The organism is Bradyrhizobium aeschynomenes (assembly GCF_013178945.1).
GTDB lineage: Bacteria > Pseudomonadota > Alphaproteobacteria > Rhizobiales > Xanthobacteraceae > Bradyrhizobium > Bradyrhizobium aeschynomenes.
This window is the reverse complement of the sequence record NZ_JABFDM010000003.1, coordinates 14,584-41,546: the sequence shown is the minus strand read 5'-3', so window position 1 is coordinate 41,546 and position 26,963 is coordinate 14,584. Positions and strand designations below refer to the sequence as shown.

The window sequence follows — 26,963 nt, the reverse complement described above, 5'->3', positions numbered from 1 at the left end:
CATCGTCACTCGACGCCCCGCGGCTTGCCGTCCTTGTCCTCAGGCGTGACGTCGACGGCGGTCGCACGTCCGGTGATCTTGACCGGCGCGATGCAGTTCTTCATGCACGGGTCCTTCTGCCAGAACGCCTTCTCGCTGGCAGCCCGGTCGTCCATGATGAACCCGCTTTCGTTCGGCATCTTGATCGTGGCGAGATTCTTGTCGTTCAGCTCGAAATTCTGATCGGTGATGACGTCGTTCAGATAGAGCACATAGGCGACCAGCGCGTAGTACTCGTCGACCTTCAGCGACTGCGGGCTGCCGAACGGCATCGCGTGGCGGACGTAATCGAACAACGTGGAGGCGTAGGGCCAGTAGGAGCCGACCGTCTTGACCGGGTTGTCCGAGGTCAGCGAGCCCTTGCCACCGGCGAGCACCGGCCAGCGACCGGCGCCCTCGCCGAACTCGCCATGACAGCTGGCGCAATTGTCCATGAACAGCTTCTCGCCCTGGGCAACGGTGCCCTTGCCGGCCGGCAAACCCTGTCCGTCCGGCCGCACGTCGATGTCCCAGCCGCGGATTTCCTCGACCGTCGGCGCGCGACCGATGTTGAAGCGCTGCGGCGCATTGGTCTCAGTCTTCGCGACGGTCTTTGCCTCGGACTTGGCCTCGGTCTTGGCCGCGATCTTCTCGGTCGGGCCACCGGCGAGCGCGACCGAGCCCGCAATGGTGGCGAGCGCGGCTGCAATGATCAGCTTAGGCGACCTCGACATTCTCGACCTCACCATTTGCCTGCACGTGCCAGGTCTGGATGCCATTGTTGTGATAGATGGAGTTGTAGCCGCGGACCTTGCGCAACTCGGCCTTGGAGGGCTGGACGTAGCCGGTCTCGTCCTGCACGCGGGACTGCAGCAGCAGCGGCTCACCGTTCCAGTCGAACTCGTAGTAGAAGCGCGTCAGCGCCTTATCCAGCACCGGGCCGTCGATCCGCGCCGGCCACCAGTTGCGGCCGCCATCCAGCGACACGTCCACGCGCTTGACCTTGCCGTTGCCCGACCATGCCAGGCCCGACACGATCGTAAAGCCCTTGCCGTGCTTGATCGGCGCCTGCGGGCTCGGGCTCGTGATCACCGACTTCGCATCCATCGACCAGGTGAAGCGGCGCGCCTTGCCGTTCGGCAGCAGGTCCGTGTACTTCGACGTCTCCTCGCGGGTGTGCCAGGGCTGATCCCCCACCTCGATGCGGCGCAGCCACTTGACCCAGAGATTGCCCTGCCAGCCCGGCACGACGAGCCGCATCGGATAGCCCTGCTCGGGATAGAGCGCCTCGCCGTTCATCTTGTAGGCGATGATGCAGTCGTCCAGCGCCTTCTCGATCGGCAGGCTGCGATCCATCGACGCGGAATCCGCGCCCTCGACCAGCAGCCATTTGCCGTTGGGCTTGACGCCCGTCTCTTCCAGCAGAGTACGCAGCGAGACGCCGGTGTACTGCACACAGTGGATCATGCCATGCGTGAACTGGCAGCCGTTGAGCTGCGCGCCGCGCCACTCCATGCCGGAATTGGCCGCGCATTCCATGAAGTGGATGCGGTTGACGCGCGGGTAGCGCTTGAGCTCGTCGAGCGACAGCAGCAGCGGCCGCTCGACCAGGCCGTGGATCATCAGCCGGTGGTCGGCCGGATCGACCTCGGCGACGCCGCCATGATGGCGCTCGAAGCACAACCCGTTCGGCGTGATGATGCCTTCGAGCTCATGCAGCGGCGTGAAGCTGACCGAGGATTCACGCGAGGCCGTCAGCCATTCGACGTCGCGGCGGACGACGTCCTTCTCGAACTTCGACGGCTTGCCGTAGGGACGCACGGCCACGCCCTCGCCGAGGGTGCGCGTCCATTCCGGCACGTTCGGCGGCTGGTTGGCGGAGTTACCGGCGCCGGCACGCGCCTGCGAGGCCAGCGCCGTGGCGGCAAGACCGCCGGCTGCAGTCAGGAAACCACGGCGCGACGCGCGTGGGGCTGAGGGAAGTAGTTTGTCCTTGGACATCGTCGTCACACTCCGGAGACTTTGACGGCCCGGTTGGGCTCGAGACGAACGGTTTTCTGGCGCTGCAGATAGCTCGACACGACCTCCCAGATCGGCGGCCCCTGCGTGCCTTCATTGACGCTGGCCCAGCCCGCGACCTGATATTCGCGCGACGGGTCGATCGCGGCGCCGGTCTTGATCAGGCGCATGTCGGAGATGCGCTGCCCCTGGGGCTTGTTGACGTCGATCGCGTAGGACATGCCGCCGATGCGGACCATGTCGCCGCCCTGCTGGTAGTAGGGGTCGACGTTGAACAGGTTGTCGGCGACGTCCTCGATGATCTCCTTCAGCCGCGTGCCGGTCATGCCCATGCGATAGACGGCCGGATAGGTGATCGCGGTGGCGTTGGTGACGTCCTCGAAAGTAATGTCCTGGCCCGGCATCACGCTTGTGCCCCAGCGGAAGCCCGGCGACAGCGCGATCTCCGCATCGCGCTCCTGCAGCAGCGCCTGGCAGATGAGGTCGTCAAACGTGCCGTTGAAATTGCCGCGGCGATACAGCAGCGTTTCGGTGCGCCCCAGAGGACGGGCGAGATAGGCGGCAAACGGTTTGCGCACCTCGGCGATCTTGGCCGCCATCGCCGGATCCGGCGTGATCACGTCGGAGAACAGCGGGATCAGCTTGTAACGATAGCCCTTCACCTCGCCGTCCTTGACGTCGAGATCGAGCCGCGAGACGAACTTGCCGGAGGAGCCCGACGCGATCAGCAGCGTCTTGCCGACCTTCACGGCCTCGGGCAGCGCATCATGGGTGTGACCCGTGAGAATGACATCGAGACCCTTGACGCGGCTTGCCAGCTTGCGGTCGACGTCGAAGCCATTGTGCGACAGCAGCACCACGAGGCCGGCGCCGTCCTTGCGCGCCTTGTCGACCTGGGTCTGAACATCCTCCTCGCGCACGCCGAACGACCAGTTCGGAATCATCCAGCGGGGATTGGCGACCGGCGTATACGGGAAGGCCTGGCCGAGCACCGCGATCTTGACGCCGCCGCGCTCGATCATCGTCGAGGCCTCGAACGCCGGCTCGTTCCATTCGGTGTCGCGGATGTTGAGGCCAAGGAAGGGGAAGCCGAGACCATCGACCGCCTGCTTGACGCGCTCGGTGCCGTAGGTGAACTCCCAATGCCCCGTCATCGCATCCGGCTTGAGCAGCGCCATGCAGTCGATCATGTCCTGGCCGCGGGTCTTCAGCGACGACCATGATCCCTGCCAGGTGTCACCGCCATCGAGCAGCAAGACCTTGTCGCCGCGCTCCGCGCGGATCGCCTTGATGATGGTCGCCGCGCGGTCGAGCCCCCCGATGCGCCCATAGGTCTTGGCGAGCGCCTCGAAATCCTCCGACGTCAGCGCATAGGCCGACGACGAGCCCGGCGCGACGCCGAACCGGGTGAGGAAGTCCTTGCCGGTGACGTGCGGCGGCTGGCCCTTGGCGTCGCCGACGCCGAGATTGGTCGACGGCTCGCGGAAATACAGCGGCATCAGCTGGCCGTGAATGTCGGTGACATGCACGAGCGTGACATTGCCGACCGGATCGAACGCCAGCAGCTCCTTTTCGGTCAGCTTCTGCTGCGCAAAGGCGCGGGTCGTACCCGCAAGACCGGAGCCGCCCGTCAAGGCAGCCGCCGCCAATGCGACCTGAACGAATTCGCGACGCGATATCATGATGTGTCTTCCTTGTGTCCGCGGCTAGTTGCGGACCGACGGTGTCTCGACGGGCAGGCCGATGCCGCGCCAGGCGACGTAGAGTTCGAGCGCGAGAAACTCGTCCGACAGCGGCTTGTAGGGCACGCCGCGTACGTCGAACATGCAGCCCTCGAAGCGCTCGTGCAGCGGGACCAGGCGCTGATCGCGCAGCCGGTAGGTCGGGAAGCCGTTGGTCTGGCCCTGGCTGAGAAAGTCAGCGCGCATGAACTTGCCGTTGTTCTTCTCGTGGCAAGACGCGCAGGCGAGATCGAGCTGGCCGACCCTGGTGTAGTAGATCTCCTTGCCCTTCTCGAACCACGGCGACATCGGACCGTCGGTCTTTACGGCCACCGGCATGCCGCGCGACTGGAAACGGACGAAGGTCGTCATGTCCGTCAGCTCCTTGGACTTGAATGCCCAGGGCTGCGCCTTCATGTGCTCGGTGCGACAGATGTTGATCTGCTGCTCGAGATTGACCGGCTTGTTGAGCTTCTCGCTCCATTTGGGCATCGCCGCGCCCACGCCCTTCATGGTCTTCTCGGCCTCGCCGTGACAGCTCATGCACGACTTGCCTTCGCCGCCGTCGACCGTCTTCCAGACGTCGGCGGCCCGCTCGACCGCGAGGAAGCCCGGATTCTCCAGGTCGTCATCCTGGAGCGCGCGCGTTTCCTTGGTACGGAACTGATAGCCCGAGATGATGGTCTTGAAGACGTGGCCGGGAGGCGCCGGAATGCCCTTCCGTTCCGCCTCCTGGCCGAACGTCGCAACTGCCGACAGGGCCAGCGCGGCCGAAGCCAGGACGGCGAGAGAACCGTAGCGAATGGACATCCGTCACTCCTCCTAGCGATGGCACGCTGCCGATCAGGCCTTCAACGCGATCTTTTCCTCGGCCGTCAGCACCGAACCGTCGTCATCGGTCCAGGCGAACTTGAACGTGCCTTCCTCGTCGACCCTGGCATCGAACTGGATGTACGGATTGGCCGAGATCGCCGGCTCCAGCACGCAGGAGAACACCGGCTTGCCGTTGAACTCGCAGGTGAACTTGTTGATGATCTTGCGCGGAATCGGCTTGCCCTGCGCATCCTTGCGCTGGCCCGATTCCATCAGATGCGAGACCAGCGTCTTGATCTGGATGATCTCGCCCTTCTTGGCTTCCTTCGGAAGCTTGATCCGCGGCTTGTCTGCCATGTTCGTCTCTCCCTGTCTCAGCCGCCGCAGCCGCCGATGGTGACCTTGACGGTCTTGCGCTCGGTGAACAGCGAGCCGTCGCTCATCTTCGCCACCGCGATCACGTTCTGGGTCTGCGCCAGACGGATGCGGATCGACGCTTCGGCCTTGCCGGACATCGGCGTGAACATCAGCGTCGCGACGCCGGCATTCGGATTGCCGTCGGCCACGAACAGCACCTCCTTGACGTAGCTCTCGGCGGTCATCGGGCTTTCGACCGTGAGCGCGAGCGGCACGGTGTTGCCGTTTTCGGCGATCTCGGGAAGATCGAGCGTGATCTTGCCCTTGGTCGCCTCCTTGCCGCCGGTGAACTTCTTGATCATCTCGGCCGCGTCATTGCCCGGCTCGGCGTTGGCGGCCATCGGCAGCACCGTCAGGGCGACGAAACCGCCGCCGAGAAGGAACGCCTGTCGTCTGTTGATTGCGCCCATGCATCATCCTCCAGAGGCGGTTATTTCAATGTTTCGAGAAAGGCCACGACGTCCTCGACCTGCGCGGCCGTGAGAACGGGCTTGCCGACGAACTCCGGCCTCACCCGATTGAGTCCGTCGTTCTTGTAGAACGCTGGCATCACCGTATCGGCGAAGATGCGCTTGGGATCGGCGACGATGAGGCGCAGCTGCGCCGTGTTGTAGCGACCGGCGACGCCGTCGAGCGAAGGACCGAACTCGCCATGAAAATCCTCGGACTTCAGCGCCGTGACCTGGTGGCAGGCAAGACAATTGCCCAACGTCCGCGTCAGGAACACCTTCTTGCCGGCGTCGGCATTGCCGGGTGCGCCCGTCAGCGATTTCGGAATGGCGTAGTCGACGACATCGAGCCTGATCGGTTCGTCGCCTCGCGCTGTTGCCGAGAGCAACGCGCAGAACAAGGCAGCCGGAATCAAACGGCGCATGTTTCCACCCTGACGACGAGGCTTCCCCTCGCCTGCTGATGATAAGGACTTACGGTCCATCATATTCACAAATTATGATTTGATAATGTGATTGGTGTCAAGACGAATTCGATGCGGCAGCGCACTCAACCTTTGGACGAGGCGAGATAGTCGCGGAACGTGCCGCGTTCATAGGCCTTGTCGCGCACGAAGCGGAACATCGCGAGGAAGTGCGGCGGCTTCAGATAGCCCGGGGCCCGCGCCACCTCGCGCGCGAGCGGCTCCTTGGCTGCGACGCCGTCGGCAGAGGGCGGAAAGAACTGGAAAGTCGGCGTGAAACGGATTGCGTAGCGCTCGGCGAGCTCCTTCTCGGTGAGCTCCTTGCCGTCGAAGTCGGTCACCTTGCGGGCGCCGAGCAGATTGAGTTGAAGAATCTCGAAGTTCGCCCGGATGTACTCGGTGATGACGGGATCGGCGAAATTCACCAGATGGGTCTCTCGGCAATAGGGACAGCCGCGCAGCTCCCACATCACCGCGAGCCGCTTGCCTCCCGACGCCGCGCTTTCGAGATCTTCACGGAGATCGAGGAAGCTGTTGAGAAACCACGCCTGATGATAGAGCCCGTCGTCGCCGAGCACCGCGTCCGCTCGCACCGACGTCGGCACGGCGCCGAGCACCGCCGCGGCAGGCAGCATCACAACCAGGTCGCGACGCGACATCGTTCTGTTCGAAGTCATGAGCCTGCCCGCGCGCTTTGCCAAGTCGGTGAAAGTTCGATACATGATATTCGAATAACAGAATGTGAAAAAGGACATTCGATGCTGCGCCGCGCCATCCTGCTGTCCGTCGTCCTTGCAAGTGTCGGCTGCGCCGTTCATGCAACGGCCGGTGAGAGCGCGGGGATGGCGGCCGTCATGCAGTCGGCCATGGCCAGCCTTCGGACCGCGGCGAGCTATGGGCGAACCGGCAACATCGCTCTGGCGCAGATCGAGCTCGACGATGCGCGCCGCGCCTGGGCCGCGCTCGGCCGGATCAAGGACCAGCCAGCGCCCTACTCTGCCAAGTCCTTGAAGGATCTGCTCACAGAAGGTGACGACCGGCTCCGCAAGGCCGACGCCTCGCTGGCGGCGGGCGATGGCGCAACGGCGACGGCGGACATTGCAGCGGTCCGGCAGGCGCTGCATGTGCTGCGGCAACAGGCAGGCGTCGTCGAGCTCGGCGATTGCGTCTTCGAGCTACGGCCTGCCATGGACGATCTGCACCATTTCGCGGCCGACTTTGCAGCAGCCAGGGCGACGGCCGCCGAGGTCAACCGGGCCGGCGAAGCATTGCGCGCGCAACTGCAGCGCTGCAACGGCCTCGCCGCGCCCGACATTGCCGGCCAGGCCGAGTTCCGCCGCCTGATCGACGGCGCCGCCACAAGCGCGCAGAACATCGGTCGCGCCGCGCACGAGGGTGACACCGGCCTCGTGCATCGTTACGAGATCGAGCTGCAGTCCTTCGTCAACCTGCTGGATTTCCGCTTCGGCTGATCAGCCGATCGTAGCGAGCGAGGGAAAGCGTTCGAAGATCCATTCCGACAGAAGCGGGATCACGCCGGCGAGAAAGGCGACACCGGTCAGGACGAGAAAGCCGCCCATGGTCTTCTCGACCAGCGGCAGATGCGGCTTGATCCCCTTCAGCATGGTCATGAACTGTCCCGTGAAGGCCGCCGCGATCAGAAACGGGATGCCGGTTCCGACCGAATAGGCCGCGAGCAGCAGCGCGCCCTTTCCCACGGTGGCCTCCGCACCGGCCATCATCAGCACGGCGGCGAGCACCGGCCCTGCGCAGGGCGTCCAGCCAAACGCAAAGGCCAGTCCCATCACGAACGCGCCGAGCAGGCCGGCCGGCTTGCGGCCGACGTCGATCGTCGCGCTTCGGTACAGCAAGGGAATCCTGAGCACCCCGAGGAAATGCAGTCCCATCGTGATGATGACGAGACCGGCAACGATGCCGAGCTGGCCGAGATGGCCGGCGATGAAGCGACCGAAGACGGACGCCGTCGCACCCAGACCGACGAACACCAGCGAAAAGCCGCCGACGAAGCACAGCGCGGTCAGCACCGTCCGCCGCCGCTGCGCCATGCTGGTTTCGGTGATCGTGTCGGCCGCCGAGACGCCGGCCATGTAGCACAGGAACGGCGGGACGAGCGGCAGAATGCAGGGCGACAGGAAGGACAGGAGGCCGGCGGCGAGCGCTGCGCCGAGCGTGACGTCGAGATCCATCTTTCCCCCCGCTGCGTGCCCGAGCTGCAGCGCAGGCTTCGGAAATCGCGCACTAGTACATATTCGAATTTAATGATAGATTGACGGGCAAGTCCAGAGAGGATGGCGGCATGTCCAGCAAAATCACAGCTCGCAGATTGGCAATAATGGCATCGGTCGCGATCGCCGTTCTGTGCCAGTCGTCGCCTCTCCTCGCTTCCGAACTCGTGATGTTCGAGCGTCCGGGCTGCGGCTGGTGCGCCCGGTTCAACGCCGAAATCGCGCCGATCTATGCCAAGACCGACGAAGGGCGCAGCCTTCCCCTGCGGCGGGTCGACCTGACCCAGCCGCTGCCGGCAGATCTCGCCGGCATCGACCCCGGCGCATTCACGCCGACCTTCGTGGTGGTCGATCAGGGCCGCGAGGTCGGGCGGATCCGCGGCTATCCGGGCGATGCGTTCTTCTTTGGGCTGCTCGGCCGCATCGTGAATGTTACAAGCGGGGCTCAAACCCGCTCCTGACGGACAATCGAGGGATCCAGAATCCATGCCGCTGCCGAATCTGAAGGACATCGAGACCTCCGCCGAGCTCGAGCAGATGATCGAGAAGGCGCGCGAGGCCAGCGAGATGCTCAAGGCGCTGTCCCACGAGTCCAGGCTGCTGCTGCTCTGCATCCTCTCCGAAGGCGAAAAATCCGTCACCGAACTCGAGCAGTTCCTCGGCGAACGGCAGTCGACGGTCTCGCAGCAGCTCGCCCGTCTCCGGCTCGACCGGCTGGTCACGACGCGGCGCGACGGCAAGACGATCTATTACAGTCTGGCGAGCGAGGACGTTCGCAAGATCCTGACCGCGATCTATGACGTATTCTGCGAACCGGTCCGCAAGCGCCGCCGCTGAACGACGCTCTGCGCTGCTAAGATTGACGGCCGCATCCGGCAATCGGGCTCGAACGCCGACAGCGGGCGTGGCAAGAGGGCCTAGCTTCGCCGACGATCCTGGCGCAGAGTGCCCGGACACGAACAGGGACGTCGGGAGGAATGCTCAGTCCGTCAGCATTGACGTTCATGTGCGGGCTGTTGGCAGGCGCCGTGCTCGGGGTCGCCGGCCGCGCAGGTCGATTCTGCACGCTCGCGATGCTCGAGGACGCCTTCTTCGGCGCCGACACGCGGCGCCTCAAATCCTTTGCCTTGGCTGCGGCCATCGCGCTGGTCGCGACCCAGCTGCTCGCCAGCTTCGGCCTCGTCGATCTCTCGCGTTCGATCTATCTGACCTCCACCATTCCGCTCGGCGGCGCCATCCTGGGCGGATTGTTGTTCGGGATCGGCATGGCGCTGGTCGGCACCTGCGGCTTCGGGACCCTGGTTCGCATTGGCGGCGGTGATCTGCGCGCCATCGTCGTCTTTCTCGTACTCGGCGTGTCCGCCCTGGCGGCGATGCGCGGTCTCATCGGATTCATGCGCGTGGGTCTGATCGAGCCGCTGTCCGTGCATCTGCCGGAGGCGATGAATCAGGGCATGGACTCGCTGCTGTCCCTTGCGCTCGGGTCGTATGCCCGGCCCGCGATCGTGTCCGTCACGGCGGTGGCGCTTGCGGCCTGGGCGCTGGCCGATGGCCGGCTGGTGAAATCGCCGCGGCTGATGTTGTCGGGAGTTGCCGTCGGCGGCGCTGTCGCCTTTGGCTGGTTCGCAACCGGATGGCTGGGCAACGATGATTTCGACCCGGAGCGGGTAACCTCGCTCACCTTCGTCGCCCCGCTCGGCAACACGGTGCTGTACATCGCCACACTTTCCGGCAGCCACGCCGACTTTGCGATCGGCTCGGTCGCGGGGGTCATCCTGGGGTCCTTCGTCGCGGCAACGTTCTCGCGCGTTTTTCGCTGGGAAGCCTGCGACGACGCTCGCGAGCTGAAGCGTCACATGGTCGGCGCGCTGCTGATGGGCACCGGCGGCATCATGTCGATGGGCTGCACCATCGGCCAGGGCCTGTCCGCATTCTCGACCCTCGCGCTATCGGCGCCACTGACCATGCTCGCAATCACCTGCGGCGCGCGCCTTGGGCTCGAATACACGATGACCGGCGAATGGCGGCCCGCGCTCCTGAACCTGCTGCGCATGCACCCGTGATGAACGACGGAGCCTGACCGGCGTATCGCCTCTCGCGTGCCCTCCGCGCTCCACCAGGCTCCGCCTCGTGCTCGGTCTGACGCGAGCGAGAATCCTCCTCGCCGAGCTGCCTAACAGGATCACGTCGCGAATCCAGGGGATTGTCGAAGCAATGATCGAGGCCCGCCAAGCCTGGCCGGTAGAGGCCGTACAAGGCACCGATGTCGCGCTTATCGGGACTTGGAACGTCCTGGGCCGGAGTGCAGCTCAATGGGCCGAAGCGCCAAAACCAAAAACTCCCGCAGCCTGGCCGGCTACGGGAGTTTCGGTTGTCTTGGTTGCGGGGACCTGCAACCATCTCAAATTGCTTTTTCAAGCCGTGGCCTAGAGCGCAAGGTCAGACGCACACGGTGGGGACGTTGGCGCCCCTAGAGAGACGGTGAAAATCCTCCGATTTCGATGGGTTTGCCAATTCTTAGGATTCCAGTCCCGCCACTCTTCCATTTTCAATCGACTCTACGATATTTCTCGTCAATCTTGATGGTGTCAATCTGGGTCTTCTTCAACAGCAGATCGGATGCACCGCCGGAGTAATCCGCAAAGGCCTTCGCCGCACCTGCCAACCGGTCAGCGGATATGCCGTCCTCGCGGGCAAACTGCGCTTGCAACTCGGGCTGTACGTCTCCGAAAAAAGACGACATGTGCCCCGGCAATTGATTAGCCACTGCTGGGTCCTACAGGCAATTGACGAGCTCCTGTACCTCCATCTGGTGCCTGTATGGCGCATTCACGTTCGTCATAACGAGCCGCCGCGTCATGCCCTGCCTTTTAGCTTGCATGAGAAGGCGGCACTCCGTGCGTGTACAGCGGAATCCATTCTTGTCCACGGAGGACACCAACGCTCCAGCTAGAAAAGCTCGCATAAGGTCCCTCTCGGCGAGCTCTTTGCTCACCAGCAGTCAGGTTCGCCGTGTATCGGTCGCCGTCAGGGGAGGCCACCGTTAGGTGGAAAGATTTGTCGGCACTTATCAGGTCCCCAAGCTGCGATGGCCCAAAGTGAAGGCTGTCCAGATCGGGGCGCATTATCGCGTCGTCAAAACCGAAGACGGCGTAGGGATGACCGGCGAGCTGAACCTGCGGCGGCTCTCCTTCCGGAAAGACCAGCGCATCCATCCTGCCGGTTGGCCCCTTGATCGCGAGCCCGAATGTACGCTTGCCATTTCGCTCCTGAAGGAACCAGGTTCCCTGCGAGAGCCCCGAGAACTCCATGGCGCGCCCGTGGGCGACGACGCTTAGCATTCAATCCTCCCGCGTTACATTGACGAACCTCGATCCTAACGAGAGCTCGATTGCGGCAAAAGGATTTTTGTTCAAGAATTCTGCCTTGATGATCCCATCAATAAGGGTGGCTTGTTCCAGAAGTACTCGCGTTGCCCATCGCGGCTTCCGCGTAATGGTCGATAGCAATCAAGATTGCTTGGACGTGGTGATAGTACCAGCCTTCATGCACGCCGATCCTACGCGCTTCCGCCAAACTCTTTATGAAAGGCGGCGCGTCTTCTCGCCCCTCACTAAAATCGAGGTGCCGGGCTCACCATGAACGGCCTCCGAGCACGCGTTTGGGCAACCGTTCGCGTAGCTCCAAGGTGTTCAGACGCTTGCGCTCGCCTATGAGCGTGTCCACTCGGTTAAGCATGACCTGAAGGTCGCACTCGGCGACCGTGGTCGACCTCCCGGCCCGTTGCAGCGTGAGAAGGTCCCGGCGCATCCGGGCGACATTCTTACGCGCGTGCTCGATCTCTGCCCGAATAGACGCAATGTCCAGCATTGTTCGCCTCATCTGAATTGAAGCGAGCGCTAGAACATAACCAGAACATAAAGTCTAGTCCGGAAAACAAGGCGCAATACCCCTGTTCACAGGTGCTCCCGCCCGTTCCGCAAGCCCGTGGCAGAGCTTAGATTGCGCCAAATCACATTATGAGGGGAAATGTCAGGCTTTCGCATCAATCCATCCGACTTAGCTAAGGCAATTGAAAGAGCGAAGGCGGCTCAAGATGACGTCGAAATTCAGTGGATCAGTGCCGCCGCCGCCATCAATCTCCTCAAACCAATATATCGGTCATCAGCCCGCATGGCTCAATGCGCCATCTGCGAGCATGCAAATGGGGAGCTGGTCCGAGCGCGGGCACGCAGATACATGATCGGCAACGGCGCCCGGGATGATTTCCCGATCCCTAATGTGTTTTGGTGGGCTGATGGCCGCGAGGCGATGACCCAAGATTGGCAGGCTGGGTCTTTCAGCACATGGATAAACGACACGGAGCACCGTGCATTTCAGGTGAAATTCGCTCAGGAGGACATTGAAAAAATGATGCCAGCGGACGCTCATATCCACACCATGTCTTTCAAGCAGCCCCCGAGCAACAAAGTGTTCCTTGTCCATGGGCGAGATGAGGCTTCGAAAAACGAAGTTCACCTATTTCTAAAAGCGATCGACCTTGACCCTATCATTTTGCACTTGCGACCCAACAAAGGGCGCAGCCTCTTGACTAAGTTCAAGGAGGAATCTGGCGGAGCCGATTTCGCCGTGGTTTTGATGACGCCGGACGATGAAGGCGGCATCGCGGGATCTGGCGCTAGCCAACGGCGCGCGCGCCAAAACGTGGTCTTCGAACTTGGCTATTTCATCGGCAAGCTAGGCCCTACCCATGTCGCCGCCTTGGTCAAAGGCGAAATCGAAAAGCCGTCGGATTTCGACGGCATCGCCTACATCCCGTATGATTCCAACTGGAAGACAACGCTTGCCCGTGAGCTTCTGGCCGCGAAGATTCCGTTCGATCCTGCAAAGGTCTTAACAGCCTGAGCTGGCTGAATCCGAAAATCTTCTACGGGGCTCTCGTTCTGGCCCTCCGCGCTTCTTTGATGTCCTTGGTGGCATCGGCGATGCTGTTGACCCGCTCCTCGACGCGCCCGATCTGGATCGCCTGAGACGCCATAGCGTTGACCGGGCCTCGACCTCGTTGAGCCGGGTTTCGGCTTTCGCTGCCCACCAGACGATGGCGCCGGTCTGCATCAACACGCCAATGATGATCCCGATTGGGATGCTCTTTCTGAAGATGCCGCCAGTCCATGGGATCGATACGCTTGCCTTTGCGACGGTTATCGACCGGGCTCATTGAAAGGCCTTACGGACCTTGGCGTCACAGCAGCGGACGGTACGGAGCCGACCATTCGCGATAACGAGAGCCGCGATCAGTCATCCAAAATTGTTAGCCCATATAGGAAGCGATAACGAGCATGCCGTCGCCACTGGACATCGTGATGTTGCCCACCATAAAACTCGGACACGCTGCTCTAAGTTGGCTGTCATTCCGATCGGCGCTCGCTCCGTCTTTCGACTTCTTTTGAAGCTCCGCTGCGATCCTGTCGAAGCGCTCAATGGCGGCATCCATGGCGCGGCTATCCTCTTGGTACTCTGGCTGATCGCGATAATCAGCTCTGATCATATCTTACTTCTGCGTCTCTAGGCCCCTACGCTTCCGCAGCGATTGGGCACCATATCGTGCTTTGGGCTGTTGCTCTTCGGAGCCCTATCGATGACGAAATCGAGTGGACATCCGCAACCCGCTGTGTGATGCTGACTGCATTGCAATTACGAAAGTTGTCCAGATTGAAGCGGCCGCGACCATGGGCAAAAGATCCGACGACGGCATCGTAACCTCATCCGGCGGATGGCTGGCCAATGCGGCGGCAACGCTATCAACAACCATCTCAGATCCAAAGACGTCCACGCTTGTCGTCAAGGTCGCTCCGCATCTGAAGAATATCGTAGCAGATACGATTTCTGAGTTCACTTCTCTCAAAGCCCCAGGAAACAAGCCCGCCAGCAAAGCCATTGCTGCTCCCGCCAAGCCGCGCGCAGCTCGCAAGGCTGACCGTGCTGCGCCCGAACCTGTGAAGCCGGTAACCGCCGAGCCAGCGACTATACCGGTTGCAGCTCATTTCAAGCTGGTCTTCTGGTCCGTGTTGGTGCTGACCTTGCTGGTAAGCGTCGCTTTCGTCGCGCTCGCCGTTTTCGTCAAAGACCCAACGGCAGGACAAACCGCCGCGATGGAGACGACCCGAACGCTCGCGGTCGCTGGCTTCGGCGCGATCGTTGGCTTACTGGGCGGCAAGAGCATTCAGTGAGACGGCGCTACCCCCGGCGCAATCCCTGCAGATCGTCGCAAGAGTAGTAATGCCAAAATACCAGCCGCGAACACTGCGAGCGCGATGAGGTGCGCTGCACTCCTGCGGTTGCTGCGTTCTCGCCCGTGCTTGCGGACGAGATCGCACTCGAGGCGACGGAGGCGACACGCGCCGCGTTTCGGTGACGGCAGCGTCATAACAGCCTTAATGCTGGCATTCTCCGCCTCAATGGCCTCCACCTGCGCCTCAACTGGGCGACAAGGGGCGCAACCGATTTGAACGGCAAGTCCCCTAGCGCGATCGCAATGAGGTTCAGCTCTTCTGCCTCAAGCTCTTTGAGGCGGTACATGATACCCACTCTTCCTTTCTCTTTTTGTGGGCTCTTGAGCACTCCGTGCATTCACGCCGTACGAGAATTTCGCTAGCTTGCCACCTTTGATCGGGGGGAGTTCTAGCAGTGCTTGGTCCGTCTCACGTGGAAACCAAAATTGAGTACGCCGCGATGCGGCAAATACATGTCGCTATCGAATGCTATCGGCAGCAACATTGGGAATGCGCCATTACGCTCGCCGCTGCGGCTGAGGGCATGCTGCCCAACACAGATGAACCTCACTTCCGGCAGAGGGTGAAAGAGTTTGCCGGCCGCGCGCCCGAAATGGAAGGCTTTACGAACGACCCGAACGCGGTAATCAACTGGCTCAAGCACGGCAACGTAGATGGCGAGCGCCGCGAGATAGTGGCTATCAATAATAGCGAACCGCCAGTGATCATCTGGCGTGCTATCACCAAGTTTTATGCCCTCTACAACTTTGTTTCGCCACAGATGCTGGCATGGCAAAGTTCAATGAAGCAGGCGCTAATCGATTCTGGCGTAGAGCCGAAGCGTCGATGGATCGCCCCTCGGCGGCTGAACCTTCGCGGTCGGGACGCCACACCGACATCTCTTGGTGCCATCCCGGGATGAAGCACTACTAACCGTCTCCCGGCGGGGTGTGGGAGAGCTGTCCCACCTCGCGAAATTTAATGCCGAGAGACCGCCGTACTCACTCGGATCTGCTCATGTGAACACCGACCAACAGGAATTCCTTAACTCACCCCAATGAGATAGCCGCGTGAGGCCCGCGAAACGTCAGCACCCGAGGTGCATAGGGTGTGAGAAACTCCTTGCTTCGTTCTTCTGGCCTTCGGCTGTACGTTTGCGCGGAAGAAGGTCTGCTGCTCGCCGATTTGGTCAAGACCCGGATCGCACGAAGGGCTTGCTCCGAGACGAAGCAGCAACGGTCAGAATGAACCCGCGCGCCTGGCGTGAACTCCGGCAGCGAGCAACAGCGCCACTGCCATCGGGTCAAGGACGGCAACAAGCGCCAGCGTGAGCAACCGGACCGCTCGCTCGAAGTCGGTGGCGGGTATGCCAATCAGCTCGGCGAGATATCGTATTGGTCCGACCTCGGCCTCGGCACGCCTGCGTTGCGCGTCAATCTTGGCTTTTTCGATCTGTAGATTAGCGAGAGCCTGGGACTCACGACGGCGTTCTGCCGCGATGTCGGCACGTTCGCGGCGCCTCTGGTCAGCAATCGTCATCGCTCCGACGGGCCGGCCAAGGCGCGTCGCCTCGTCGATGGCCGCGTCGATCTGGGCAATGCGCCGGTCAATGTCGGTGACCACTCGGCTCTGCATTCCGAGGCGGGCCTCAACGTCTGCGGTCCTGTCGGCAAGGGTGAGATCTATGGACGCCATATGGTCGAGGTGAGCGCGGGTGAGGAAGCCGAATACGCCAACGGCGTTCAGGCCCATCAACACGCCAATCATCAGGACGAGGACGAACCTCAGGAGGGACGGCGCAGACGTCCAATGCTCCGTCAGCCAAGCCGCCGCCACGAGCTTTCCGGCCTCCAGCACCCCGCCCATGATGATGACAGGCCAGAAGGCTCCGGCAAAGATCGCGGTCAGGCCGTCGATGGAAAAGGCAGCCGATACACAAGCCAGCGCCAGAGCGACAATCAAAGCAGCGAGCTTGACGCGTATCGGGGAACGATGGGCTTCCTCCGCTCCGGATGTCCCTGTGACGCCGGCGGCGTCCGTAACGCCAGCGGTACCATCTGTAACGGTCGGTGTTACGGTCCCCGTTACAATGATCGCTTCAGCGTTACGACTGATCAGGCCGCCGCGCTCCCAGGCTTTCAGGCGACGACTGGTCCGCATCCTATTCCAGCCCCATTGGCGCCCAAGCTCAGCGGCGCTGAACGTCACGTATCCCTTGGGCTGGGAGCGCAGCCAGGCCAGCGCCTCCATGTCATCGAATGGATGGGGCGGAACGGACTCGGTCATGATCAGATGCTACTCCTTGCGTCTCGGCCCCGCGCCATCGGAGGCACGCGAAAGGCCGGCTGCTGAAAAGCGATGACGCTGACCAAAGTGGCCGGAACGGGGAGCTGCCTGCCCAGCCCGGGATCGGTCATCCCTCCTGCTCGCCCCCGTGGAGAGAAATACAGAGAGGCCCTGGGCGTAGTGGTGCCAGATGGTGGGCGATTCTGACCGCTGCTTGGCGAAAGCGGACCAAGCCTCGCGAGCCATGGCCTGCGCGTAGGTGTCCTGCAAAGGTGGCATGTCCGAAGCCAGAGCGGAACGGCCGAATCGCGCGACGTCGCACGCTACAGCCCTCCCCTTAACGGCCACGATGCGCTGTTGCTGCCGACCTGCCGCCGATCGACACTCGATCTGAGCCGGCCATATCGGCGATTTTAACACCAGCTTTCCTCGATGCTGCACCGATGCGTGTTGAATTGATGCTGGAGGGCAGTCCGACTGCCCATCTCGGATCTGCGGACGAACAGCATCGCCGATGCAGTTCGATCACTCTGGTTTGTCTCGATAGATCGCTAAGACCCTGCGCTCGGATGCCAATGGTCCGACCGGAGCCGCAGCAAAGATGCAGCCTGAGACTCACCACTCGTGTAGCCACCGCGCGGTGTCTGAGCGCAGTTCAGCCTGGGATTCGAGAGGAGCGAGCGTAGAGCGGGTTCAACGGCAAGATAAAAGCGCCTCTCCGCGGCGTAGAATCGGCGGTCGCATGTCTTTGCGTTCACTCAGAGGAGCATGGCACTAAAGCAGACCTCGTAGAGTTGCTCGAAGATGAAAGGCGAGGACAATCAACGTCCCGAACGGCACCATTCGCAGCCTGGCGAACTGGTTCGCAGATTGGGACAGTCCTAGCCATGAGCGCTCGGAAGGCCGCTGCCGGACCAACCAACGGAGCTCCGTCCAGGCTCGCGCTGCGCGCGGCCCTCGGAGCCGGCTCACGGCCTTGACTGGGCTTCTGTGGCCCGGCTCTTGGCCTCCATACGCTTATTGATTCTTGTGAGCACAGGCACTCGACTGAAGAGGCGGAGCCCCCTTGGAGTCAGCTTTCTAGTTGATGACCGGAAATGATCCGAGGCACCGAACGTAACGCGAGTGCCCCATTGCGAACCGTCGCGATCAGGTGACCGACGTCCGCAATCAGCCCATTACGGACACAAGCCTTTGCCCGCATGTCGGGCTTATTGAAAGGCCCAAACGACGGGCGGCTGTGGTGTTCCGTGCCAAACCCTCTTGTCGTCATACACCGGACGCAACGGTAACCGGGCGCCCCATGGAGCTCGAGCAAAATGAACGGCGCCCTGACTCTGTTAGTGGTTGGGGATAGGGGCAGAACGTCGGCAGATCGGCGCCCCTCGAAACGCATAACGGCTCATGGCGCCGAGCCAGCTACGGGCAGCGCGTGAATGGTGATGGCTGGCTCAATCAGCGGCAGGAATATCCACCGCTGCCGAGTCCCTGGTAAATGGATTATCGTCTGGGCGTGGTGAGGCCGCTGGCTGGCCTCCCATTGTGGCAATAGCTGTTCCCGCCTGGCCTCGGGACTGCTCCTCAAATTCCTTCTTCCGCACGTTGGCATCGTCAATCGATTTGATGTGATTGATGACCCCGTGAAAATGTGAAACATCTTGGGCGCGCGACATGCCAGGAAGTGGCGCACCTGTCGCCAAGTTGGCATGATAGGCAACCATCACTCCGATGATCTGAACTTCTCCTTGGCTTGACCAACGAAAGACAGGTCCTCCACTCACTCCGTGGATAGCAACACCGTCAATGAGGTAAAACCTCTGAGCAACATTCCGACCGCTAACCGTACCGGCGAAGAAGCACATCATGTCGGAATAAGTGTTCGGATATCCCAGCCATCCCGCCTCTGAACCGATGCTGACTGTATCGTCCATTGGAATGAGTGTTATCGGCGTCTCGGGAAGTCGAAGGTTGCCTTTCAAAAACAGAACAACTGCAGAATCAGTTTGGTGGTCTAGAAAGACCACGCGTTCATTAGAATTCAAAAATCGTGAGTCGTTCTCGGTATCGATCTTGATTGGCAGTTGCCAGGTGTCAGCATATTCAACTACGTGGGCTGCCGTTGCTATTCCGCACCAAGATGAGTCATAGTTGTAGAGAGCAAGAAAGCCCGTGCCCTGGGCGTTAGGCGTTTGAATGCGGACGACGTGCGGACGCACCTGATGGATAGCTGCTTCCCAAAGCATGAGAGACCCCCCGTTTATTTTTGAATTTCAACCCGAACGCGAGTCAGCACAATCCCCTAAAAACGGATTCATCGAATATCATGGCACAGCTGGTGTACGCCGTTACCTAAATCCTTGTCGTAGAAGATGCCGCCACGGCTCTCACAGGTTCTGCGCGCGTGGTCCATTAGTTCTCTTTCCGTCTTTGGAGCGAATAGCCAAGCTAGGCCCATGATAGCCAGCACGCCCAGCAAAGCACCCAAACAGCCGCCTCGATCCTGAACCACGTGACGTGCCCCCCCGTTCAAGGGTATCTTGCCTTAGCTGCAACCTTCGCTTCAACTGCGAAGTCGTTACACCCGGAACATCCATGATCGCTGGGTCAGCCTAGCATACGACGGTTGTGCGGCTGGGCTGCCTTCAATCCGTGCCAGCCCATTTCATCCTATGGTCGGCGTCCGCGAAAATCGTTCAGATGTGATCTAGCCTCTGGGCTGCGTGGTGCACGGAACCGGCAATTGACAGTGCGCAATAAGCAATGATGGACAGCAGATCGTCTGGTTTGGGTCGGGGGAGCCGTGGCCGGTAGGTTGATGCCACAGCCGGTCTCACACCATTCACGACTCAATCTGACCGCCCGGTCATGTCCGGAAGTCGCCCCGAACCGACGCCCCGGGGTCAGTCAGGTGACGTACGTTGTCAGCCCATTACGGACGCTAGTTCGCTGCGCCAGTCAGAATTTACAGCTTCCTGGAAGACGGCCTTGAACCCACTGCGGGGGAACAGCCCTCTTGTTCAGGCTAAAAGGATCGCTACGAACTTTTTTGTGCCACCAGCCCCAGAGCTGATCGTATTCGGTAACGAAAGCGATTGCGGAATCAGGAAGGCGGTCGACGATATCTCGATCTCCGAGCATAAAGGTGCCTCGCAAATTGCACATAAACTGCTGAGTCTGGCCGGCTTCTAGTGCGGCGGGGCCCGTAGCCGGAACGATGAATGTTCCATTTGTTGTAATTCGACCGCCCGCCGGAGTTTTGGTCTCGGAGCAAAGGACCGAGCATCCTACTTTCAAGTTTGAATGGTCGAAGAACGCGCTTTTATTCGTCGCGTTGAAGGACACGTCGAATGGCGAACCGAAGGAAGGTGAATTGACCGAAAAAATCGGCTCTGTTGGCCACGGCGGCCGGCCTGTTACTCCGAAATAGCTCAGAGCAAGCCCCAGAGCTGTGGCGATGGCGGCGCATATCTTGCCAATCGACGCTCCCTGTTTTGAAGGTGAGTCCTGCCCCCCCGATTGCGGTAGCTGCTTCAACTTTAGACCAAGCTTTTGGCTCCGATGAAGAACTGCTGCTTCACTCCGGTTCAGTTTGCGAGCGATCTCGGACGGCAATTTGGTCGACGCCAATAAGCGGAGCATTTTTTCGTCTTCGGTGGTCCAAGGTCTGGATCCGTTGCTCACCCAACTCTCCTGCTTCTGGGAAAAGAAAAGTTCGAGCACATGTCTCAAGCGTGCCGATGGAGTCGACGCGATGATTGCCCTCTGATGTTGGAAGCCACCACTGGCACCTCATACCTTGATCTGGCCCTTGACAATGGCATCGACGATCGAACCGATCGTCCGAAAAATGAACAGGGCTGCCGCTGTCGAAAGTGCCCACGTAAGAAGCGCATCGATGAGGTCTCCAAATCCTCCCCACGTCAAGTGTCCGAACAAACGAACCTTCCAAATAATTAGATAGCTATAGACCCAAACAATCATCACGCAAAAGCAAAGCTGAACGGCCAATTCCAAGTAGGCGTTACCGGTCTTATCAGCGAAATATTTGAGGGCGCCGATAACCGCAAGATTTCTGATTAGGTCGAAGAATCCCTTCGAAATAGAACGGCTCAGAGTGACAGCGGGAAGGTATATGTCTTCAGATGGCAAAAGAAATCGATCGACAAGCCCCTTGGTAGCCTCGAAGGGCTGTATGGGCTTCGAGGGGGAGATCCCGTCCGCAACGATACTCGCAGCGATCGTAAAGGCGATTGTAATAGCTCCAAACAACAGTGTGCGAGCCGTTCCAGGCTGGAATGGGCTCAAGATTCCAAACTTGATGAGCGTGCCCGCGACCACAAATGGGAGGAGAACGATGACTGTGAAAAGGGCGATTGCCTTTACAGTGCGAACCACGATCAACGTCCCTTTCTCGGCCGAGGAGTCAGTCGGCCGTCGTGCGCTCAAATCATGATATACGCTTCGCCGCCAGCTGCCGGCGCACCGAGCACGGCGGGCGACCTCGTCGAGATCGAAAGAGCGCCACCGAAGACTGGCCCAGCGGCGGGGCAAGGCGGAATGCGAGCTGTGTGGCGCCATCCTGGCGGCGATGCCATCGCCTTTGTCAACCAATTCGTTTGCAGCGTACAACTTGAAAATCCCAAAGAGCCCAGCAATCGCTGTCCGTTGCAATTCATTCACGACTTATTCCGACCGCCTCGTCATGTCCGGAAATCGCCTCGAACGGACGTGGTCAGAGCACGCGGGTCCCGTACGCTGTCAGCCCATTTCGGACATGGACTGCGGGTCAAGGGAGCTTCAGCCGGTCAGGTGTGGCATAGCCGGTGTATATAAAAGCTACGATCGTTAATTGAGTTTAGCGATACCCGATTCTGGAGACGTGTTGTAGGGGATTGAAATGGCCGACGAAAATAGAAGATTTGTCGACGACTTTGCCAACCCCCATTCCTGGCTCTTGATGGCTGAGTCGCTGCACGAGCAGGCTACCGCGCTCTACCGGACTCGAGACCGGTCAAGCATTGTGTTCAAGGTGGATCCGAACAACGCGGTACTTCAACAGACAAGGGGCCTTGATAAGGTAGTCTTTCTGCTAGGCGGCTTCGCATTGGAAAATACGATAAAGGCATTTCTTGTCTATGAGCACCCACATTGGATTTCCAACGGCCGATTGTCGGCAAATTTAAAATCTCATAGCTTGATCAAGCTGCAAGCCCAGTCGAGCCTAATCCCGTACAAGAAGCAATATCTATGGGTGCTGCGCTCCTTCGAGACCGGCCTGGACTCGTGGTTTCGATATCCGTGCGGGTTGACGATCGAAGACACGGAACAAGAGCGAGAGCTACATCTCTCCTTGTGGGGAGGGTACGAACGCTTAATGCACGCATACGGAAGACGACTTACTGAACTTTTTGGCAAGGGGTGGAAGGGGCCGCATGGATTCTTTGGCAAATGGGAAATGAGCGGAGAGACGCTTGGCTTCGAGAAGCCACTCGCTGTACGTCGGAGGGGGAACTCATGAACATTGTTGCTGGTCTATTTTGCGGACTGCTCGTGGGCCAATTTCTTATCCAGGTCGCCCTCTCCCTCGCCATCTCACTTACGTATGCCAGCGGCTTATCCTTTTCGCATGTGAAAAAATCAAACAACGTCATCGGCGCTACCGTAGCGTTTGTGCAGTCGATTGTCTTCGCGGCACTGACATTCGGTCTGTGGTGGCTCATCAGCGGACACGTTTCATTCTGGAATGGCGAAACAATAGCGAGCACTCTTGGATTGCTGTTCAGTATCCTGTTCTCACTCGCTCAATGCAGGAACAAGCTCTTGTTCGCTCGAATGTGTGCCTACTCTCCCGATTTCTTCGAGGACTCCTGTAGTCTTCCACGCGGGCCGAGCCGCATCGCTCTAGCCAGAGAGCGGAACAAAGCTCTCCGTGGAAAACGCGAGCCCTGAGCGCACGACCAAGAGCTGCATTTTGATTCAATGAAACAGTGGTCTGTTTTGGACAGGCGCAGCCGTGGCCGGCAGAATGACGGCAGAGTCGGTCTACCGCATTCACGACTCAATCTGACCGCCCCGGGCCATGTCCGGAATTCGCCCGTATCGGACCTTCTCGGTCGGGTGCATCGACGGCAGCTTACGGCCCGCCCTGACAACAAGACTCGTCAGACCGAGTATCACTGTCGGATGCATAACCGACGTCAGCGGCGCCGACCTTCTGGACGCCTATTTGCCGCCGTTTACCGTCCCTCGCACTACCCATGATCCATCCAGGTTCTATGTCTGACCGGAATCATAAATGCTCGATCGGGCCCATTCTGATCTGGAGTGACAGCATGGGAGATCGAAAGTATCTGACTGCGGAGGAAGTCTCGGAACGCTATCGCGGAGCAGTGAGCGTAGGGACGCTGCGGAATTGGCGAGCGATGCGTGTCGGTCCGGCCTTCGTCAAAATCGGCAAAGCGGTCCTCTATCCGATTGATCAACTCGACGCCTGGGACAAGCGAAACATGGTGGCGTGTCGAGCGTCTAGACGACTGATCGTGACCGAGTCTGATCAAGGATGATGATCACGTTTCGTCACCCGCTACCGCTCCCACTCCCCGTCCCCACCAAATCTACGATTTCAAAAATCGAAGGTATATCAATTAGATATCTGCGGCGCTGCGCTCATGCACAATCATTCCAATACGTTAGTTGGTACGCGGTGGGATGATGCAGACCCCGCAGGAAGGCCGACCAATAATCTTCCTGTTTGAGAATGGCGACAGCCTCGCCCTGTGAACGCTTCGATCAACTGCGCTCTTCACGGAGAAGGTCGGCTACAGCGACGCCGAGAGCAAATGCTAGCCGTTGAATATTGTCTAGCGTGGTGCTGTGCTTTGCATTCTCGATTTCGCTGATCTGGTCTTGGGAAAGCTCCGCGGCGTCCGCCAAGTCCTCCTGGCTCATTTGCCGCGCAACTCGCAGCCGACGTACGTGATGCGCCAGGATGCGGCGTGCCGCCTGAATGTCCTTCCGTGCCATCCGCACGGTAGGCCATCGGATTCAAAATCGTACCATGGAATCTTTTCCATAAAAGCGATGGCCGCGAGCGCGAAATTGCTATAGAATAAATTCCATAAGCGTCACTCGCCGGCAGATGACCGAAGGGGTCGCTACTGGACGGGTCATTGCAGGTAGGGAGGTTGCGGTGTCCGAACGCAGGGAGGTAGGGGGTCGGCAGCTTGAACAGGCCCGAACTCCCACCGATGCAAGTCGGAGAGATGAACTCCACGGAAATGAGAGCGCATTGCTAGCGCTAGCCGAGCAATTTGATACGCTTGTTGCGGAACTATCCGCCGTTCAAGACCCAACCGACGGGTCAATCAATGCACTCCAACGCGGCTCGCAACCGACGACCGAGCCGGGAGAGAATACCGAGGCCGGTATCAGTAAAACGGAGGCTGTCCTGGCGCGGCTCTATCCTGTTGAGCTATCGATCTTGGCAACGCCCGCGAGCACAACAGCCGATCTCGGTGTAAAAGCACGTCACGCGGCCTACGTAGTGTCTGAGTACTGGGAAGCGCCTGTCGAGCAACTCGATTGGGATGCACGGACCATCCGCCTCCTGATCGAGGCAATCTGCAGTTTCACGGGTATGCGCTTGCCCTTTCGGACGTAAGAGCCGACGGATATCGTCGCTCAGGTGCCATACACACTTGGGCGGCCCGCTTCATTCCGAGACAGAAGACCTAAGTCGACGTGCCAAACAGTCCGCGCCGCAACGTGACAGCTCCTAGGACCTCGCTCTGTACTGAAAAGCTGAAGCATGCAGATGAGAAAGACGTCTCCTTGGGAGCGAAAATGTCCTGATTGTGATGGCACGGGCTTTGCGAAGATGAAGCAGCCTGCAAGGCCTGGCTATAGAATTTACCCTCCGCGCTGTACAGAATGCGACGGCAAAGGTCGAGTACCGGGACCCAACGCAGGGATGGGCTGCCAAACCAAAATCGGCGCTCTTGGAAAGGACGGAAGATGACAGGATTTCCATCCGCTTCCACGGCGACCGACGTCCGCAAGTTTTTCCACGACGATCGAATGCGATTTGGCACGCCAGGACGAAATGCCATGCGAAGAAAGGTCCCGCCTTTATCCAAATCCACGGGCACGATCACCATTGCCGCCCTCGATCGTAGCGCCGATGTTGCCTCAGACCATTGTCGGTCAAGAGGCACTACGTGGCACTACGATGAAGGAGACCGTTGCTCAGGAGAGCAAAGATGCCGCGCGCATCAGCGAGCCGGAGTTGGTGCTGGCGCCACAGAACGCCAATACTCTCAATCCGTACTTGATGGAGTTCGTGCGCCTACTGGCTCGCCGGGCGGCGCTGGAATGGTACCAAAAAATCGCCGAGGAGAGTCGCGCAAAGCGCTCCTGATCTTGCAGGAGATCGTGGCATGAAAGTCGCGCTCTATGCTCGCTACTCCACTGACAATCAGCGTGACGCTTCGATCGCGGATCAATTTCGCGTCTGCCGGGCCCATGCTGAAAAGCATGGCTGGCAGATCGTCGAGGAGTATTCGGATCATGCGATCTCAGGCGCGTCGCTGCTGCGCTCAGGCGTTCAGTCGCTTATTGCCGATGCCCTGCGTGGTCGATTCCAGGTCGTGCTCGCCGAAGCCATGGATCGGCTTTCGCGCGATCAAGAAGACATAGCCGGCCTATTCAAGCGAATGGCTTACGCCAACGTGAAGATCGTTACACTCTCTGAAGGCGAGGTCACACATCTACATGTCGGCCTCAAGGGGACAATGAACGCGCTTTTCCTTAAAGATCTTGCCGACAAGACGCGCCGTGGGCTGCGAGGCCGTGTCGAGCTTGGCAAATCGGGAGGCGGCAACTCCTATGGCTACGACGTCGTCAAACAATTCAAGTCTGATGGCGAGCAGATCCGCGGAGATCGCACGATCAACGCGACGGAGGCCGCGGTGGTGCGTCGCATCTTTCGCGACTATGTCGTTGGGAAATCCGCAAAGCGGATTGCTGCAGAGCTAAATAGGGACGGCATTTCGGCGCCTAATGGCGGCGATTGGGGTTTCAGTACAATCAATGGCAATGCCAAGCGCGGCAATGGCATCTTGAACAACGAATTGTATGTCGGTCGAATCGTCTGGAATCGGCAACGATTTATCAAGGACCCAGAAACGGGCAAACGACAGGCGCGACCAAATCCGGCAGCTGAGTGGATCGTGCAAGAAGTGCCGGAATTGCGCATTGTCAATGATGAACTCTGGAACGCCGCAAAAGCGCGGCAAGTTGCCATCAATTTGAAGCGCGGAGAAGATGGCCGAGATGAACCGAACAGCTTCAGAGACCGTCGGCGCCCAAGGTACATATTCTCGGGTTTGATAAAGTGCGCATGGTGCGGCGGCGGCTACGCCATGATCTCGGCGGATCTGATCGGTTGCTCGACAGCCAGGAACAAGGGCACGTGCGAGAACCGAAAGAGTATCCAACGCGAACGGGTGGAAGGCCGCGTGCTGAACGCTCTGCGTCATCATTTAATGGACCCGGCGCTCTTCAAGGAATTCTGCGATGAGTTCACGCGCGAAATGAACCGTCTTCGGATGGAAGGTTCAGCATTGCTTGCAACGGCGCGCGCGGAGGTGAAGAGAATCGAGCGCGAACTCGGTACGCTGCTCAATCTGATCCTCAAGGGCGGCGCGGCGGATACGATCAACGCTAAAATGGTTCAGCTAGAGAGTCGAAAGGCAGAACTTGAGCGGGAGCTGGCCGATGCCGAAAGCCCTCCGCCCCTGCTCCATCCCGAAATGGCGACGTTCTACCGCGAACAGGTCAACGCTCTCCACGAGGCGTTACGGGACGACAGCGAGGCAACGCGCCTAAAGGCCGGCGAGTTCCTGCGCTCCCTCGTGAAGGAAATCATCCTGACGCCGGACGCCGGTGAACTGAAGATTGATGTCCGGGGCGACCTCGCCGGAATCCTAGCGATTTCCCTCAAAACGAAAACCCCGGCCACGAGGACCGGGGTTTCGCAAGTTGAGATGGTTGCGGGGATAGGATTTGAACCTATGACCTTCAGGTTATGAGCCTGACGAGCTACCGGGCTGCTCCACCCCGCGTTAATCTGTGCACGGCCTTCAGAGAATTGCCGGATGCTCCTGGCTGACGCTCACCAGCGCCGCCGATCACATCCCAAAGGCTTCCTGAGAAGGCTTGAGCCCGTCGGCCGGGCCGGCCATCGGGTGCGGGCGGTATG

Annotated in this window: 31 protein-coding genes, 1 tRNA gene and 1 pseudogene; 13 read left to right on the top strand and 20 right to left on the bottom strand. The window is 60.1% G+C overall.

Features of this window, described 5'->3' with window-relative positions; all coding sequences use genetic code 11:
- Positions 1-5: 5 nt before the first annotated feature.
- The 8 genes from HL666_RS09190 to HL666_RS09155 all read right to left on the bottom strand — a co-directional run bounded on the left by HL666_RS09190 (position 6) and on the right by HL666_RS09155 (position 6,536).
- The gene (locus tag HL666_RS09190; RefSeq protein WP_172132140.1) at positions 6-797 is read right to left on the bottom strand and encodes a c-type cytochrome; all 792 of its coding nucleotides are present in this window, start codon (positions 795-797) and stop codon (positions 6-8) included.
- Positions 736-2,019, bottom strand: coding sequence for a sulfite dehydrogenase (soxC, locus tag HL666_RS09185; RefSeq protein WP_172181053.1), 1,284 nt, complete (start codon positions 2,017-2,019; stop codon positions 736-738). The genes HL666_RS09190 and soxC overlap by 62 nt, the downstream gene beginning before the upstream one ends.
- A 5-nt stretch (positions 2,020-2,024) precedes the next feature.
- Entirely contained in the window at positions 2,025-3,719 is a 1,695-nt protein-coding gene (gene soxB, locus HL666_RS09180) for a thiosulfohydrolase SoxB (protein WP_172181051.1), read from the bottom strand.
- Between the two features lie 24 nt (positions 3,720-3,743).
- A complete protein-coding gene (gene soxA, locus HL666_RS09175) occupies positions 3,744-4,568 on the bottom strand; it encodes a sulfur oxidation c-type cytochrome SoxA (protein ID WP_172113107.1) in 825 nt (274 codons plus the stop codon).
- A 33-nt stretch (positions 4,569-4,601) separates the two neighbouring features.
- A complete protein-coding gene (soxZ, locus tag HL666_RS09170) occupies positions 4,602-4,928 on the bottom strand; it encodes a thiosulfate oxidation carrier complex protein SoxZ (protein ID WP_172113106.1) in 327 nt (108 codons plus the stop codon).
- A 17-nt stretch (positions 4,929-4,945) separates the two neighbouring features.
- Entirely contained in the window at positions 4,946-5,398 is a 453-nt protein-coding gene (soxY, locus tag HL666_RS09165) for a thiosulfate oxidation carrier protein SoxY (protein ID WP_172132137.1), read from the bottom strand.
- 20 nt (positions 5,399-5,418) lie between these two features.
- The gene (gene soxX, locus HL666_RS09160; protein ID WP_172113104.1) at positions 5,419-5,862 is read right to left on the bottom strand and encodes a sulfur oxidation c-type cytochrome SoxX; all 444 of its coding nucleotides are present in this window, start codon (positions 5,860-5,862) and stop codon (positions 5,419-5,421) included.
- A gap of 125 nt (positions 5,863-5,987) precedes the next feature.
- On the bottom strand, positions 5,988-6,536 hold the full coding sequence (locus tag HL666_RS09155; RefSeq protein WP_172181741.1) for a SoxW family protein: 549 nt from the start codon (positions 6,534-6,536) through the stop codon (positions 5,988-5,990).
- Positions 6,537-6,659: 123 nt separating this feature from the next.
- Here HL666_RS09155 and HL666_RS09150 point away from each other — a divergent pair, with 123 nt between their 5' ends.
- Entirely contained in the window at positions 6,660-7,373 is a 714-nt protein-coding gene (locus HL666_RS09150) for a hypothetical protein (RefSeq protein WP_172181049.1), read from the top strand.
- On the opposite strand, the gene HL666_RS09145 is transcribed toward HL666_RS09150, so the two are convergent.
- On the bottom strand, positions 7,374-8,108 hold the full coding sequence (locus HL666_RS09145) for a cytochrome c biogenesis CcdA family protein (RefSeq protein WP_172181047.1): 735 nt from the start codon (positions 8,106-8,108) through the stop codon (positions 7,374-7,376).
- Between the two features lie 110 nt (positions 8,109-8,218).
- On the opposite strand from HL666_RS09145, the gene HL666_RS09140 reads away from it, so the two are divergent.
- The 3 genes from HL666_RS09140 to HL666_RS09130 all read left to right on the top strand — a co-directional run bounded on the left by HL666_RS09140 (position 8,219) and on the right by HL666_RS09130 (position 10,210).
- The gene (locus tag HL666_RS09140) at positions 8,219-8,608 is read left to right on the top strand and encodes a thioredoxin domain-containing protein (RefSeq protein WP_172113101.1); all 390 of its coding nucleotides are present in this window, start codon (positions 8,219-8,221) and stop codon (positions 8,606-8,608) included.
- A gap of 25 nt (positions 8,609-8,633) precedes the next feature.
- Complete coding sequence (locus HL666_RS09135) at positions 8,634-8,984, top strand: ArsR/SmtB family transcription factor (RefSeq protein WP_172113100.1); 351 nt, start codon at positions 8,634-8,636, stop codon at positions 8,982-8,984.
- 140 nt (positions 8,985-9,124) lie between these two features.
- Complete coding sequence (locus HL666_RS09130; protein ID WP_172113099.1) at positions 9,125-10,210, top strand: YeeE/YedE family protein; 1,086 nt, start codon at positions 9,125-9,127, stop codon at positions 10,208-10,210.
- Positions 10,211-10,695: 485 nt separating this feature from the next.
- Here the strand turns inward: HL666_RS09130 and HL666_RS33970 are convergent, their stop codons facing one another.
- From HL666_RS33970 to HL666_RS09115, 3 genes are all read right to left on the bottom strand, one after another.
- Complete coding sequence (locus HL666_RS33970) at positions 10,696-10,914, bottom strand: hypothetical protein (RefSeq protein WP_210261839.1); 219 nt, start codon at positions 10,912-10,914, stop codon at positions 10,696-10,698.
- 103 nt (positions 10,915-11,017) lie between these two features.
- The gene (locus HL666_RS09120; RefSeq protein WP_172181045.1) at positions 11,018-11,488 is read right to left on the bottom strand and encodes a hypothetical protein; all 471 of its coding nucleotides are present in this window, start codon (positions 11,486-11,488) and stop codon (positions 11,018-11,020) included.
- Between the two features lie 292 nt (positions 11,489-11,780).
- Positions 11,781-12,017, bottom strand: a complete 237-nt coding sequence (locus tag HL666_RS09115) for a hypothetical protein (RefSeq protein WP_172181043.1) — start codon at positions 12,015-12,017, stop codon at positions 11,781-11,783.
- Between the two features lie 159 nt (positions 12,018-12,176).
- Here HL666_RS09115 and HL666_RS09110 point away from each other — a divergent pair, with 159 nt between their 5' ends.
- Positions 12,177-13,052 carry a TIR domain-containing protein gene (locus HL666_RS09110; RefSeq protein WP_172181041.1) on the top strand — a complete coding sequence of 292 codons (876 nt, stop codon included), beginning with the start codon at positions 12,177-12,179 and terminating at the stop codon, positions 13,050-13,052.
- A gap of 22 nt (positions 13,053-13,074) precedes the next feature.
- On the opposite strand, the gene HL666_RS09105 is transcribed toward HL666_RS09110, so the two are convergent.
- Together HL666_RS09105 and HL666_RS09100 are read right to left on the bottom strand one after the other, a co-directional pair.
- A complete protein-coding gene (locus HL666_RS09105) occupies positions 13,075-13,365 on the bottom strand; it encodes a hypothetical protein (RefSeq protein ID WP_172181039.1) in 291 nt (96 codons plus the stop codon).
- 93 nt (positions 13,366-13,458) lie between these two features.
- On the bottom strand, positions 13,459-13,695 hold the full coding sequence (locus HL666_RS09100; protein ID WP_172181037.1) for a hypothetical protein: 237 nt from the start codon (positions 13,693-13,695) through the stop codon (positions 13,459-13,461).
- A gap of 103 nt (positions 13,696-13,798) precedes the next feature.
- On the opposite strand from HL666_RS09100, the gene HL666_RS09095 reads away from it, so the two are divergent.
- A complete protein-coding gene (locus HL666_RS09095; protein WP_172181035.1) occupies positions 13,799-14,377 on the top strand; it encodes a hypothetical protein in 579 nt (192 codons plus the stop codon).
- A 475-nt stretch (positions 14,378-14,852) separates the two neighbouring features.
- The gene (locus tag HL666_RS09090) at positions 14,853-15,341 is read left to right on the top strand and encodes a hypothetical protein (protein WP_172181033.1); all 489 of its coding nucleotides are present in this window, start codon (positions 14,853-14,855) and stop codon (positions 15,339-15,341) included.
- Positions 15,342-15,658: 317 nt separating this feature from the next.
- On the opposite strand, the gene HL666_RS09085 is transcribed toward HL666_RS09090, so the two are convergent.
- The 4 genes from HL666_RS09085 to HL666_RS09070 all read right to left on the bottom strand — a co-directional run bounded on the left by HL666_RS09085 (position 15,659) and on the right by HL666_RS09070 (position 21,385).
- Positions 15,659-16,705 (bottom strand): hypothetical protein, encoded by a 1,047-nt coding sequence (locus tag HL666_RS09085; protein ID WP_172181031.1) that lies wholly within the window; start codon positions 16,703-16,705, stop codon positions 15,659-15,661.
- Between the two features lie 1,451 nt (positions 16,706-18,156).
- The gene (locus HL666_RS09080) at positions 18,157-18,948 is read right to left on the bottom strand and encodes a S1 family peptidase (protein ID WP_172181029.1); all 792 of its coding nucleotides are present in this window, start codon (positions 18,946-18,948) and stop codon (positions 18,157-18,159) included.
- Between the two features lie 712 nt (positions 18,949-19,660).
- A complete protein-coding gene (locus HL666_RS09075) occupies positions 19,661-20,386 on the bottom strand; it encodes a hypothetical protein (protein ID WP_172181027.1) in 726 nt (241 codons plus the stop codon).
- A 108-nt stretch (positions 20,387-20,494) separates the two neighbouring features.
- Positions 20,495-21,385 (bottom strand): hypothetical protein, encoded by an 891-nt coding sequence (locus tag HL666_RS09070; RefSeq protein ID WP_172181025.1) that lies wholly within the window; start codon positions 21,383-21,385, stop codon positions 20,495-20,497.
- 217 nt (positions 21,386-21,602) lie between these two features.
- Between HL666_RS09070 and HL666_RS09065 the strand changes: the two genes are divergently transcribed.
- From HL666_RS09065 to HL666_RS34135, 3 genes are all read left to right on the top strand, one after another.
- Positions 21,603-22,223 carry a hypothetical protein gene (locus HL666_RS09065; RefSeq protein WP_172181023.1) on the top strand — a complete coding sequence of 207 codons (621 nt, stop codon included), beginning with the start codon at positions 21,603-21,605 and terminating at the stop codon, positions 22,221-22,223.
- Entirely contained in the window at positions 22,220-22,654 is a 435-nt protein-coding gene (locus HL666_RS09060; RefSeq protein ID WP_172181021.1) for a hypothetical protein, read from the top strand. The genes HL666_RS09065 and HL666_RS09060 overlap by 4 nt, the downstream gene beginning before the upstream one ends.
- Positions 22,655-23,037: 383 nt before the next feature.
- Positions 23,038-23,268, top strand: coding sequence for a helix-turn-helix domain-containing protein (locus HL666_RS34135; protein ID WP_172181407.1), 231 nt, complete (start codon positions 23,038-23,040; stop codon positions 23,266-23,268).
- 226 nt (positions 23,269-23,494) lie between these two features.
- Here the strand turns inward: HL666_RS34135 and HL666_RS34565 are convergent, their stop codons facing one another.
- The gene (locus tag HL666_RS34565) at positions 23,495-23,728 is read right to left on the bottom strand and encodes a helix-turn-helix domain-containing protein (RefSeq protein ID WP_172181019.1); all 234 of its coding nucleotides are present in this window, start codon (positions 23,726-23,728) and stop codon (positions 23,495-23,497) included.
- A 1,204-nt stretch (positions 23,729-24,932) separates the two neighbouring features.
- Between HL666_RS34565 and HL666_RS09050 the strand changes: the two genes are divergently transcribed.
- From HL666_RS09050 to HL666_RS34735, 3 genes and pseudogenes are all read left to right on the top strand, one after another.
- Positions 24,933-25,121, top strand: coding sequence for a hypothetical protein (locus HL666_RS09050; protein WP_172181017.1), 189 nt, complete (start codon positions 24,933-24,935; stop codon positions 25,119-25,121).
- Positions 25,122-25,140: 19 nt separating this feature from the next.
- Positions 25,141-25,935: pseudogene (locus tag HL666_RS34740) on the top strand (recombinase family protein); the annotation flags it as partial.
- A 189-nt stretch (positions 25,936-26,124) separates the two neighbouring features.
- Positions 26,125-26,793 (top strand): hypothetical protein, encoded by a 669-nt coding sequence (locus HL666_RS34735; RefSeq protein WP_512699041.1) that lies wholly within the window; start codon positions 26,125-26,127, stop codon positions 26,791-26,793.
- On the opposite strand, the gene HL666_RS09040 is transcribed toward HL666_RS34735, so the two are convergent.
- Positions 26,750-26,826, bottom strand: a tRNA-Met gene (locus HL666_RS09040). The genes HL666_RS34735 and HL666_RS09040 overlap by 44 nt on opposite strands.
- Positions 26,827-26,963 lie beyond the last annotated feature (137 nt).